The sequence below is a fragment of the Mesorhizobium sp. M4A.F.Ca.ET.090.04.2.1 genome (genome assembly GCF_003999085.1).
GTDB lineage: Bacteria > Pseudomonadota > Alphaproteobacteria > Rhizobiales > Rhizobiaceae > Mesorhizobium.
In genome coordinates, this window is the sequence record NZ_RZOT01000146.1 from 1 (window position 1) to 11,519 (window position 11,519).

General features: G+C 59.5%; 12 protein-coding genes. 3 read left to right on the forward strand and 9 right to left on the reverse strand.

The annotated features are described in order from the left end of the window. A partial coding sequence (locus EN781_RS12750; RefSeq protein ID WP_127400040.1) for an ArsR family transcriptional regulator occupies nucleotides 1-565 on the forward strand: 565 nt, incomplete at its 5' end. Nucleotides 566-600: 35 nt separating this feature from the next. On the opposite strand, the gene EN781_RS12755 is transcribed toward EN781_RS12750, so the two are convergent. The 8 genes from EN781_RS12755 to EN781_RS12790 form a co-directional block, all read right to left on the reverse strand. Then, a complete protein-coding gene (locus EN781_RS12755) occupies nucleotides 601-1,218 on the reverse strand; it encodes an RNA ligase family protein (protein WP_245455503.1) in 618 nt (205 codons plus the stop codon). A gap of 320 nt (nucleotides 1,219-1,538) precedes the next feature. Next, on the reverse strand, nucleotides 1,539-1,877 hold the full coding sequence (locus tag EN781_RS12760; RefSeq protein WP_126055310.1) for a hypothetical protein: 339 nt from the start codon (nucleotides 1,875-1,877) through the stop codon (nucleotides 1,539-1,541). 18 nt (nucleotides 1,878-1,895) lie between these two features. Further along, complete coding sequence (locus tag EN781_RS12765) at nucleotides 1,896-2,456, reverse strand: ATP-binding protein (RefSeq protein WP_189347531.1); 561 nt, start codon at nucleotides 2,454-2,456, stop codon at nucleotides 1,896-1,898. A gap of 3 nt (nucleotides 2,457-2,459) precedes the next feature. After that, entirely contained in the window at nucleotides 2,460-4,826 is a 2,367-nt protein-coding gene (locus EN781_RS12770; protein ID WP_126055311.1) for a SpoIIE family protein phosphatase, read from the reverse strand. Further along, nucleotides 4,823-6,001 carry a class I SAM-dependent methyltransferase gene (locus EN781_RS12775; protein ID WP_126055312.1) on the reverse strand — a complete coding sequence of 393 codons (1,179 nt, stop codon included), beginning with the start codon at nucleotides 5,999-6,001 and terminating at the stop codon, nucleotides 4,823-4,825. The genes EN781_RS12770 and EN781_RS12775 overlap by 4 nt, the downstream gene beginning before the upstream one ends. Then, nucleotides 5,998-6,519: a ubiquinone biosynthesis methyltransferase UbiE gene (locus EN781_RS12780; RefSeq protein ID WP_126055313.1), complete on the reverse strand. Its 522-nt coding sequence runs from the start codon at nucleotides 6,517-6,519 to the stop codon at nucleotides 5,998-6,000. Before EN781_RS12780 ends, EN781_RS12775 begins: the two co-directional genes overlap by 4 nt. A gap of 129 nt (nucleotides 6,520-6,648) precedes the next feature. Then, a complete protein-coding gene (locus tag EN781_RS12785; protein ID WP_245455504.1) occupies nucleotides 6,649-8,277 on the reverse strand; it encodes a bifunctional diguanylate cyclase/phosphodiesterase in 1,629 nt (542 codons plus the stop codon). A gap of 418 nt (nucleotides 8,278-8,695) precedes the next feature. Next, nucleotides 8,696-9,838, reverse strand: coding sequence for a helix-turn-helix domain-containing protein (locus EN781_RS12790; protein ID WP_126055314.1), 1,143 nt, complete (start codon nucleotides 9,836-9,838; stop codon nucleotides 8,696-8,698). Nucleotides 9,839-10,074: 236 nt separating this feature from the next. Here EN781_RS12790 and EN781_RS12795 point away from each other — a divergent pair, with 236 nt between their 5' ends. Both EN781_RS12795 and EN781_RS12800 read left to right on the forward strand, forming a co-directional pair. Beyond that, nucleotides 10,075-10,377, forward strand: a complete 303-nt coding sequence (locus EN781_RS12795) for a hypothetical protein (RefSeq protein ID WP_126055315.1) — start codon at nucleotides 10,075-10,077, stop codon at nucleotides 10,375-10,377. Nucleotides 10,378-10,490: 113 nt separating this feature from the next. Further along, a complete protein-coding gene (locus EN781_RS12800) occupies nucleotides 10,491-10,721 on the forward strand; it encodes a hypothetical protein (RefSeq protein ID WP_126055316.1) in 231 nt (76 codons plus the stop codon). A 76-nt stretch (nucleotides 10,722-10,797) separates the two neighbouring features. Here the strand turns inward: EN781_RS12800 and EN781_RS12805 are convergent, their stop codons facing one another. Continuing rightward, on the reverse strand, nucleotides 10,798-11,400 hold the full coding sequence (locus EN781_RS12805; RefSeq protein ID WP_127400041.1) for a sulfotransferase family protein: 603 nt from the start codon (nucleotides 11,398-11,400) through the stop codon (nucleotides 10,798-10,800). Nucleotides 11,401-11,519 lie beyond the last annotated feature (119 nt).

Sequence of the window (11,519 nt, forward strand, 5' to 3'; positions counted from 1 at the left end):
GGGTGAACGGAATGTCGAGGGGCTTGCGGCACGGGCGGGCCTCAGCTTTGCCAACGCCTCGCGCCACCTTCAGATCCTCCGGCGCGCGCACCTTGTCGAGGCGCGGCGGCACGGCAAGCATGTGCTTTACCGTCTTGCCGGAGATACCCAGGTGGTTGAGTTGATGAAGGCCTTGGGGCGCGTGGGCGAGAGGAACGTCGCCGAGGTCAATCGCGTCATGGCCGACTACTTCCACGCACGCGACGCGCTGGAGGCTGTGTCGCGCGAAGACCTTGTCTCAAGACTGCATGACGGTCTTGTCACGGTTCTCGACGTCCGGTCGGAGGACGAATTTGCGCTTGGACATCTTCCGGGGGCGCTCAACATTCCGCTCGCTGACCTTGAACGCCGGCTGGCGGAGCTTCCCGCCAACCGGGAGGTCATCGCCTATTGCCGCGGTCCTTATTGCGTTCTGTCCTTCGAGGCTGTCGCGTCATTGCGGGCGCGTGGGTATGTCGTTCATCGGCTCGAGGACGGCTACCCCGAATGGAAGGCTGCGGGCCTTCCGGTTGAGGTGGCGGCCTAAGGTGGCCCCGCACCCTTGGGCCTTGTCCGGGACGGCTACGCCGGGATGGGCGCGGAATATTTGGCCTTCAGCCATGTGTTCGACGGTCCGCTGCTGTAGTGGCTGTCGGCGCGCTTCGAGACGATGCCTTCGAGCCCCATCTTCTCGGTGGCGCGGATGATCGCCAGCGCACTGCCCGCGAAATGCTCGCTGTACCGGATCTTGCCGAGGCCCGGCTCGACCAGTTGCCACAGCGCCTGCTTTCGCTGCAGCAGGGGCAAGGAGGCCAGATCGCGACCGTCGAGATGGAGGATGTCGAAGGCGACGAACACCAGCCGGCTCGGCTCGTTCCAAATCGCGGCTTCCAGCGCAGGGCAATCGGGAGCGCCCTGCTCGCCTGGCACAATGACCTCGCCGTCGATAATGGCAGCCCGGCATGGCAGCTCGACTTCCAGCGCGATGGGCCAGTATTTCGTGGTCCAGTCGCGGCCGTTCTTGCTGTAGAGGCGCACGCCGCCACTGTCGATGATGATCTGCGTCCGGTAGCCGTCGAGATAGACCTCGTGAACCCATCCCTCATCTTCGGGCGGCTGCTCGACCCGTGTCGGGATCTGCGGCGGAATGAACTCCAGCCGGCCGCTTTTGACCTTGGCTCGCTTACTCAATGACGCCACCTTTGACCGCCAGCGGCGGCTGATCGGCACAGGCAGCCGGACATTCCCCCAACCGGAACGCCTGCCGCCTGTGCCGAGCCCCCGCTAAGCCACTGTGGCCGAGCCCCCGCTAAGCCATCTCGAACATCTACGAACGAGGCCGGATTGTCGTTAGCTTCGCATCCCAATACTTATCCTGGCGTACATATCTTGCTCGGCACGGCGCTCCAGCGCCGTCCCGACTGGCCTGTGCCATCCAGGATTGCCGCAGGCCCCGCTCAGTCCCTTGGACAATTCGGGCGTTGGTCTTCCGGTAATGCCGGCCTGAAAGCCAATAGGCCCTAGTCCATCAAAAGCACCAGGGCCGGATGCAGCTTCTTCAGATTCGGCAATGATTTCGATTGCCAGGGTATGTCGGGCGTTCCGCGCACGACGAGTCGAACATCGGGATGCTTGCGCACCTCGATGGTAAATTTCGCAAGCAGGTTGATGCCGGAAGAGTTGAGAAAGTGAAGGTCCTTCAAATTGAGCGTAATGGACGCGGGATTTGTGGCGAGAACGCCGGTCGCCAAAGCCATGATAGGCGCGCCGGCCTGTGAACTGGCGAGCCGCATTGAACCGTCGAAAAAAATATCGCTTCCTTCAATCCACACGCGGTAGTCGTCGGTTTTGATTTCCATAGCCTGGCTTCGTTTCATCTAGTTTTGAGTTTGCGAGATCGGTATGGAGGCATATGTCTCCAGGCAAACCCGATCGCTTTCGTCCGCTGAGCTGAATATCCAGGCCAGGCGTGCGCCATAGTCGCTCATCAAAGTCAGCAGTCCGAGCCCGGAGCCCGACATGTCGGGGTTCGCGGCATTCGCTTCTATTCGCTGTATCAGCAGGTCCTTGGGATCGCCAACCGTGATGTCCGCCAGTAGACTTTGGAATTCGGATACGTTTTGACCGTCGACGTCATTCGACACCTTGAGCTTGAAGCATTCCGAATCCATCGACGCCTCGATCACGATCTCACCTGGCGCGCGGAATTTGACAGCATTTTCGATGAGCTCGTTGACCAGATATCCGATGCTATGACGCACTTCCATGTAGTCATTGCGAGACGACTGAAAGCGCAACGCGAAAAGATCGGCGATGAAGTCCGAGGTTGTTGCGCAATGACGCCAACTCAGGTCGAGAGGTCCGTCGAACAGCCGCACGCGACTGACGTTCTCCCTCATCCCGATTGCAATGTCAGGGGTACCGAATAGCGCTGTCATTGCCTACGTGTGCCTTATGATCACTAGGGTGATGTCGTCGTGGATCTTCTGGATTCCGATATGGGCCATCAGATCGTCGATGATACCGGTTTTGATTTCCTCGGCGCTCCTGCCGTGACGTCTTTGCACGCTCTGGGAGAGCCGCTCGAACCCGAACAGTCTTTTGTTTTGGTCTTCCGCCTCGGTCACACCGTCGGTGTGCAGCACGATCACGTCGCCGCTCCCGAACTGGATGTCACGCGTGTCGATGAACTGCGAGATGTCGCTCTCCAGACCAACCGGCAGACCCAGATCAAGCGTATCAATGCGTTCGACTTCCCCATCCGCGCGCACGACGAGAACGTCCTCATGCTGGCCGGATAGCGTTACCCGCTCATCCTCGAAGTCAAGAAAGGCCAGCGAGAGATGCTTGTCGGTGTTGGTCCGCTCGATGTTCTTGTAGATTGCTTTGTTCAGCCGATTCAGAAACTGGTGCGGATCCGCTTCGTTGGTCTCCTGCAGCGCGCGCGCAACCGATTGGACCATCAGCATCAGCACGCCGCTCTCGAGACCATGGCCGGTCACGTCGCCGATGCCGATCTTGACCCGCGATCCGTTCCGCAGGACGTCGTAGTAGTCCCCGCCGACCTCGTCGGCCGGCCGCATGTAGGCTGCGATCTCCAGCCCCGGAATCGCTTCGAGTTCGAATGGTTTCGGCAAGACCATCATCTGGATCTGCCGGGCTACCGCGAGTTCGGCACCGAGGCGGACGTTCTCGTCCCGCAGCTTTTCGTTGAGCGCGGAAATCTCCAGATTTGCGTCGCCGAGCTCCCTGGTTCGTTCGTCGACGAGTTGCTCGAGGTTCTCGGTATGAAAGCTGATCTCCTCAGCCATGCGGTTGAAGGCGATGCCTGCCGCTCCAACCTCGTCGCGCGTTGGAATGCTCACGCGCACGGAATAGTCCTTGGACTGGAGCCGCTGGGCGGCGCTGGCAAGCGACCTGAGGCCGGCGGTGATGCGCTTCGAAATCCCGAGCACGGCCGCAAAGACAATCAGAAGCGAAACGACGATCGCGGCGACCTGGAAGATCAGGATACGATTGGTTGCGCGGGAAATACTCTGTTGCGCGGCGACGAGAGACGCATAGATCTCCCGTTCGGGGACGACGATCCCGACCGACATCATTTCGGACTTGATCGGTCCCGAACTCCACAGATTGGTCGGCTTCAACCTCTTGAGGACGACAATGTAGGGGACGCGTTCGCCGTTGTTGTCGAGCAGGATATGCTGAATGACACCGTCATTGTTCTGGTCGAGGGGCAGCGACGCGATGGCGGGCTGCGTGCTGCCACGCAGCGACCTCTCCAGGCCGGTGACGCCCTGCGTGCCTGCATCGCTCGATGAAGTCAGGCCGATGATCGCCTGGCCCGACGGATTGATCGCCACCACGTTGCCGGTCGACATTGTGAGGAAGCCGAACCCGGTTTCGGCGATTTTCACACGTTCGACGACTTCCGCGAGCTGATCGAGCGTGATATCCGCCCCCGCCGTACCGGCGATACCGGTGCGATCTTGCGTCCACAACGGCTGGAAAAAGCTGACGATCAGCTTTCCCGTGATTGCATCGGTGTAAGGCGCTGTCTGGGTTATGTCGTCAGGGACCGGACGGGAGGCTGGATCCCTGGCCCATTGCTGCCACGACCCATAGATTCCCGGAAAGAAGAACTCCCAGAACTCCGCCTTGTTGTGGCCCGGATAGAGCCGGTCGAAGGTCTGTGCCTGGTCCGTATAGGGCACCGTCCTGAAGATCGGCCGTTCCTTTGGACCAATATAGTACATCTGCAGTTTGGACGCCCCGCTGGCCATGAGGGTCGGCGCGACGAGATCGATCACGGTACTGTCTTCTATTTCCTTCTCGACGCCCGGCAACGGATTGTGGTCGGCCCCCAATAGGTAACCCCAGACACTTATCACGGATGGCGAGCCCGGCAGATTCTGCGCCCAATCGCCCTTGGTGTCGTAGACGACCTTCACGGAGCCGGGCGCCTGATGCGACAGCGTCGCTCCGACCTGTTGCTGCCTGCCTGGGTCGTCGATCTGGGCCTGCAGCACGCCGGCCAAGGCCTTGACGTCCCCGTGAACGCGATCGAGCAGCAGGTCGACACTTAAGGCCGTCGATTCGGCATAGGAGCGAATGTATTCCTGGTTTGCGGTCGTCAGGCCCTCACCGACTTCCGACGTGGCATCGCGCGACAGCTTTTGAACGTTCCAAAGCGCCAGGCCACCGCTCATCAGGAGGTCGAACAGCACCGCGCCACCAACGACCAGTACGAATTTCGCTCGAAAGGAGCGCATGCCGAAGCGTGGTGTAGGCTCAGCGTCGGCTTTCATTGCGGTCGCCGCCCCGATGCGACCCAGATCGGCCAGCCCGCGTAACCCTTGGGGTGGAGCGCAGCGAAAATGTGGTCCTGGAAGCCCTGCCGGAACCGTGCAACGAACTCCGGTCCGTCGCCACGTCTGGTCGCCATCTCGCCTGCATAGACATCCGCCCAAGCTACAATGACATCGGCGAAGTCCTGCGGGTCGCCGTCCAGGTTGGTGACCATGAAGGTCTCGACACGGATGTCTTCGAATCCGGTTTCGAGCAGGTATCGCCTGCTTTTGGGCCCAAGTTCGACGTCCATCTCGAAATGCCCGAACAGCTTCGCCACCTCGTTGTAGGTCCAACGAATGCTTTCGGCGCGCGGCTCGCCGAGGCAGTGCGAATTCTTCTCGTTGGTAATGTAAACCCGCCCGCCTGGCTTGCAAATGCGGTAGAGCTCCTTGAGGATAAGTTCAGGTCGATTGAAGATTTGAAGGGAATGTCGGCAGGTGACCAAATCGAACTGCGCTTCGTCGAGCAGCATTTCCGACGCATCGCCATAGGTATATTCGATACCCCGGATGTCGAATTCCTGCATCACCTGTCGAGCATAGTTCAGGCTTGATATGGAGTGGTCGAGGGCGACGATCCGCGATGGCTGGAACTCCTTCTGCACGAGCACGGCGAAATCACCGATCCCGCAACAGATGTCGGCCATGACGATCCCAGGCCTCATGCCGTGTCGCGGCAAGATCGCGCGCTCGTGGCGCCAGGTCATCTTTGTCTGTGTGCGCAGGATTGGAACAAAACCGCCTTCCTCAAGGAAGCCCTGTCCCGGATAGAATTGGCTGTCATACTGCTCGACCGTGATGTTCGGTTCGATTTTGCTCAAGCGCCCGAATTTTCGCGAGGTCCATCCAACGACGCTTGATGTGATGACGACGAATTTGAGATCGGGTCGAGCGCGGCAGGCGTCGATGATGATCCTCGAGAAGGCGTAAAATGCAGCGTTGTTCATCTGCGTCAGGCGCCTGACGTTGACATAGAGAACGCCGCGCACACGGCCGATCGCATCACGAAGCAATGCCAGGCTCGTCCCAAGCTCATCGATCGCCTGAGGCCGGACCACCCCCGATATGGAGAACTCCTGGTTGTTGGCGTCGTATTGCGCCTTGAAGCGCGGGAGAAGGTTGTAAGGGCTCAATGTTGCAGGCCCTCAAGCGGAAGATCCACGATAAGTGTGATCGCATCGCCGTCGGCTTCCTCGACCCTGAGCGTCGCGTTGTAGTCGACAGCCAGTTCCAGCAGTACGACCTCCCGGCTGGGCGCGAGATCTCCGGAAACAGAATTAAGGTATCGTTCCCTGGCCTCGTATCCCGTGACCTGGCTTACGGCTTCCTCGTAGAATTGGCGCTCCTCCGGCACGCAAGGAAATGTCAGTTCGATCCGGTCCGTCGCGCCATGGCGAGACACCCTGCACGCCAGTTCGCCGTCGGCATGGCGCGTACGAAAGGCGATTTCCAGCAATTCGTTGAAGGCAGAGGAAAAGAGATTTGAATGGCGGACCGAGTCGGATCGATTTTGACTGATCATGCGGGCCATATATGTCGAGACGTAGTCGCAGTGTCTCCAGGCGGAGACGAAAGTCCTGATCTCCATGTCGATCTGGATCATCGGCTCGAAAGTCGGCTCGCCAGCCAAGTCATGATGAACGGATCCCATCGGCGTCCTCTCTTATTCCATCCGTAGTTGAGCCTGGTGGCGCGATGAGCCGGTTCCGCACGCAGGAATTGCGCGGCACGGGCCTCGTTGGTTTTTTACCACTCTCCGCTTTACAAAGGGTGCAAGGCGCTACACTGCCCGATTTGATCCCTCCATCGCCCGTATCCCCTTCGGCGGGGACCTCCTGATGAAATCGCTTGTTGCCTCGGCACCGAGCGGCCGGCCGAGGAAATTGCCCTGCAGGCAATCGCAATTCTCCTTGATCAGCCACCGTGCCTGTGCCGACGTCTCAACCCCCTCGGCGGTGACGCTTATTCCCAAGCCGTGCGCCAGATTGATGATCGATCGCACGATCGTCTGGCCTTTGAGATCGGTCTCCAGGTCCGCGATGAAGTATTGATCTATCTTCAAAGTGTCGAATGGAAAATTCTTAAGATAGCTCAATGATGAATAGTATGTTCCAAAATCGTCGAGCGAAATTCGTATTCCCAATACGTTCAGAGTATTCAACGTGTCGATATTGTCGATTGTCCTCTCAAGAAGAACCGTCTCGGTTATCTCAAGTTCAAGTCTGTCGGCTCGAATTCCAACCTCGTCGATGATCTGAGCGACGGTATCTGTCAGCGAACCGCTGAGGAACTGAGCCGGCGACAGGTTGACTGCGACCGTCAGCGAAGAAGGCCAACTCAATGCCTGGCGACAGGCTTGCTCGAGCACCCATCGACCGATCTCATCCATCAGACCGTCGGCTTCGGCGATCGGTATGAACACGCTGGGTGGAATGACCCCGATCTCGGGGTGCCGCCACCGCAGCAGCGCTTCGAAGCCGATCACCGACGAAGGAGGCCGAATGAGCGGCTGATACTCCAGATAAAGCTCGTTCCGCTCCAGCGCGGTTCGAAGGCTGCGCCTCAGATTTTCGCGTTGCTCGAGCAGGAGCAGCATCGAGCGGTTGAACGTTCGAGCGCAGCCGCGTCCATCTGTCTTGGCTGCATAAAGAGCAATGTCGGCGGCTTTCATCAGTTGCTCGCCATCTGTCCCGTGCTCCGGCCCGAGAGCAATTCCGATACTCGAGCCGACGAAGACAGGAATGCCGTTGATGACGAACGGCTCCTTGAACGCGTTGACCAGCGATCCGGCGAGGCGCTCGGCTTCCGCGGGCTGCTCCTTGCCCAATTGAATGACGGCGAACTCATCGCCGGCATACCGGTAGGCGGATTCGCCGTCCTGCAGCGCGTCACGAATTCGACCTGCCGCAAGTTGAAGAAGCGTGTCACCTGCTCCATGGCCGAGCGTGTCGTTGACCGCTTTGAAATCATCAAGGTCGATTTGCAGCAAGGCGGCCTTCGGCTTTGATCCGCCTATGACCGTCAGCGCTTGCTGCAGCCGCTCGCCGAATCGCCGCCGATTCTGCAGTCCGGTCAGCACGTCGTGCGTCGCCTGATGGAGCAGAATTACATGCTCCTGCTCATCCGCCGCGCTCCGCCCGCCGCGCTCCCTTGATTCGATGATTCCCGCACCATCTGCTGTGCCGAAGACGAAAACGGACCGGGGCGCTTCGCCCGCCGATCGCGGCAAGTCGATGCTTGCCGGAGAACCGCCCTGGAACACCCGAAGAAATTCGTCGCGACAGCTCGCATCGAGGAAGCTCGGGTAGATCTCCCAGATGGCGGCGCCCAGCGCCACCGCGCTTCCGTATATGCGTTTGAGGCTGGCTGCGTAGTGCGTCAGACGGAAGTCGCGATCATAGAACGACATAAGTTCGGTCGTGTTCGCCAAAAGGTCTGGGAGAAGCGCCTCGCCGGCACGTGGAACATCGCTTGAGGAAAGCCCCTCGTTCTCCGTACCGACGCCTGATGCCTCTGGGCGCAAGAGCCACCTCCATAGGCGGTGAAAATTTCCACGTCCCCCAGTTTAGAAATAGCATAACCGTCAAGCTTGGCAAAACTTTCAGCTCACTGTCTTAACAAGCGCCGCATGCAGCGCAATTGCGATGCATGCGGCGCTTGGATTGGCGGCAAGTTATCGATAACGATGAACAGTTACGATTCGTTAATAAACGGAAATCGGCGGCAATTTAGCTATGTGACTGATGGCGCGGTGGTGGCGATTCGAAATATTGTGCGCCATGAGGCGAAGCAGCCTCCCCCCGGCAAGCTCCGTTTTGACCCTGGACTCAGCTTCCGAGCGCCTTGAGCCAACCTTCAAAGGACGGGGCCTTGTGGTGTTCAGCAAGCGAGACAGACTGGGCGAGGCGCGGCAACGCCACGGAACTTCGGACTTCGCGGGGGCTGTAACCGAATTCCTTGCTGAATGCCCGGCTGAAATTGGCGGCTGAGCTAAACCCGACGGCTTCCGCAATATCGACAATGCGCCGGCTGTCCGCCGGATCGCCAAGCGCAGCATGGGCTGCCAGAAGTCGGCGACTTTGTATGTAGTGGAGGACACCACCGCTCGGCTCGAACAACTGATAGAGACGGGAGCGCGAGACGCCGAGCGCCCGGCACATTGAATCCGGCGTCAGATTGGCCGCATCCAGATTGTTGTGGACGTATCGACGCGCCCGCTCCATCAGCGCGACACTCACCAATTGTTCGGTGGCTGCCGTATGTTCCGCCTGGGGCGAGAGGCAGGCAATGATCATGCTGCGCGTTGCGTGCACGATACGAGGCAGATCGTCAGCCGTGAGACTGCGCAGCCTTGCTTCTATGCTGTTGAGGTAGTCGAGCAAGAGGTTGGCAAAGTTGCCGGATAGAATTGAATTGTTCTTTGCATCCAGGGTTGCCGTCGCATCGGCGAACAAATCACGCGGCAAATAGAGAAAGAGACTTTCGGATTCCGTTGTCCGCCCGCGAAACGGGTAGCCAAGCGATCTGATCTCCAATTTGCCGGGCTCGTTTTCCGCAACGCGACGATCGACCTCCGTCCACGACCGGCCAGTACGTGGCAAGGCGATATACCAATGATCGATCGAACTCGACCGAAGCTTGGCGGCGGAACGCATATAGCTATGCGCTGGTGCACGCTGTTGGACGATCAGCATGCCGCCGAAGTTCCAGGCCGTATGCTCGGCGGGAAAGCCGTCGTCGAGCGATTTGTCATCCGGCAGCCTGACCTCGACAAGCGGTGCCATATGCGCCTGCCAAGCGGCGAATTGATGCTCTGGCGCCAGATCGAGCGTTGAAAATGGCAAGGGGTCGAGCGCCGGCGCCAGTGACCCGGCAACCTCATGGTGAGGTTGAGCTTCGCGCGGCCAACGACGTCGCTCACGCTCCGGCGCCTGCCTCGAACGCGCCTCGTCCTGCTTCTTAGCATCCATCGCAGGGTACCATATCCGAATCCGGTATACCCATGCGCCCACGTCAATCATGTGGTGTATCACAGGCACTTGGCAAGACTGGCGGAACTCAAGTCCACAGAAGCGGCCATCATCACGCTGGATTACAGTAAGAAATGCATTCCGAGACAAGTTTATGGATGTGACGATAACGACACTCTTCAACCCGGTGCGTATAGAATCCGGCATCGTGAAAGCGTAGTTGAGGAGGCCACGAGATGAACGCAAAGCTCAAAGCGGAAGCTCGCCGCAAGATCATTCTTGACGGGTACGTTAACAATGAACCCCTGAAAGATATTGCGGCCAAGATCGGATGCTCCCTGGCGAGTTTAAAGGTCAGCGCCAGCAAACTCGGGTGCACCAGGACGCCAAAGGAGGCGGCCGCATTTCGACGCGGCTTTCGTGTCCCGGAAGAAAAACGGCGTGATTACTATCAATTGATGATTGCCGGGCAGTACAAGGCCCACGAGTGCGCGCGGATCTTGGGCCTGCTAACGATGCAATTGCCTGGCCCAGAGTAGTCGTATGACAATACTGTTGCCGATATTGTTACTCGGGCTTTTCATCGCCTCGGCAGTTCCTCAGTAAAAGCCCGCCGCAAGCACGGGCGGCGGGCCCTGAAAGGTTCGCTCAAATGCCCCGTCGGCGCTTCAATCACACCTGCTTCTGCCCGCACGATCTGGCCATTTGCGAACGCGTGTTCGATCAGGTTTGCGTGGATGAACATCTCGACCCTTTGGGGCCGGATACCGAAATTCTGGCGGAAATGGTTGTGGCCATTTTTCGAAATGCCCACACCGGCGAGCGCGAACTGCTGGAGGCGGTCAGGTCTCGCTGGCGAAAGGTCGCGGGAACTGCGCATTAGAGCAATTCCGGGAAAGTGCAGCGGTTTTCCGTCCGGAATTGACGTCGATCTCGCCATCGCCTGAAGAGTTCGGTGCCTATTTCAGCGAAAACGCCGAACGGAATTCCTTCGTGTTGTTGCGGTTGGGATAGGCCTGGTCGGGCACCGGAACGCCGAGATGGGAGCAGAGCGGTTGCCAGCCGTCGCCCAGCCGGTGGACCAGCAGCCGCTCGCGCGGTACGGCCGCCATCACTGCCTCGACATTGGCTTCGTAGACGGCGATCGCATGCGCCCGGTCGTGCGGACGGCCGCCGAACACCTGCCTGGCGATCAGGGTAAGGCCGAGCGCGTCCTGGTCCTCGATCTGGCCGATGCCGGCCAGGATGGTCTTTTCGAAACTTTCCCACCAGCTTTCCGGCGAGCGCCAGGTGAGGATGACGCGGGCGTCCGGATAGGCCTTGATCAGCTCTGGCCAATAGTGCGCCGACGGCCAGTCCATGCAGGAATTGTAGCCCGAGAACAGTTCTTTCCAGTCCGGCGCCGCCCCTTTCGCCAGCGCGCGCCACAGCCGCTTCTGCTCCTCCTTGGCCATGACCTCGGACATGTGATGGCAGGGGCCGAAGCCGAGGATGGTCAGCGCCTCGCGCATCGAATCCGTTCCGGTCCGGCCAAAGCCGGTGCCGATGACCTTGATCGACATTTCCGCCCCTCCCCGCGTTTGGACCACGTGTATCAAATGCCGGCCACCACCATCCGCAGGCGATTGCCCTCCGGATCGGCGCAGTCCAGCCTGCCGGCCGCCTCGGCGAAGGGCACACC

What these genes read in the sequence shown, in the direction of transcription:
- EN781_RS12760 (WP_126055310.1), bottom strand. Translation starts at nt 1,877, where the DNA reads ATGGAAATCAAAACCGACGACTACCGCGTGTGGATTGAAGGAAGCGAT.
- EN781_RS12765 (WP_189347531.1), bottom strand. Translation starts at nt 2,456, where the DNA reads ATGACAGCGCTATTCGGTACCCCTGACATTGCAATCGGGATGAGGGAG.
- EN781_RS12770 (WP_126055311.1), bottom strand. Translation starts at nt 4,826, where the DNA reads ATGAAAGCCGACGCTGAGCCTACACCACGCTTCGGCATGCGCTCCTTT.
- EN781_RS12780 (WP_126055313.1), bottom strand. Translation starts at nt 6,519, where the DNA reads ATGGGATCCGTTCATCATGACTTGGCTGGCGAGCCGACTTTCGAGCCG.
- EN781_RS12785 (WP_245455504.1), bottom strand. Translation starts at nt 8,277, where the DNA reads ATGTCGTTCTATGATCGCGACTTCCGTCTGACGCACTACGCAGCCAGC.
- EN781_RS12790 (WP_126055314.1), bottom strand. Translation starts at nt 9,838, where the DNA reads ATGGATGCTAAGAAGCAGGACGAGGCGCGTTCGAGGCAGGCGCCGGAG.
- EN781_RS12795 (WP_126055315.1), top strand. Translation starts at nt 10,075, where the DNA reads ATGAACGCAAAGCTCAAAGCGGAAGCTCGCCGCAAGATCATTCTTGAC.
- EN781_RS12800 (WP_126055316.1), top strand. Translation starts at nt 10,491, where the DNA reads ATGCCCCGTCGGCGCTTCAATCACACCTGCTTCTGCCCGCACGATCTG.
- EN781_RS12805 (WP_127400041.1), bottom strand. Translation starts at nt 11,400, where the DNA reads ATGTCGATCAAGGTCATCGGCACCGGCTTTGGCCGGACCGGAACGGAT.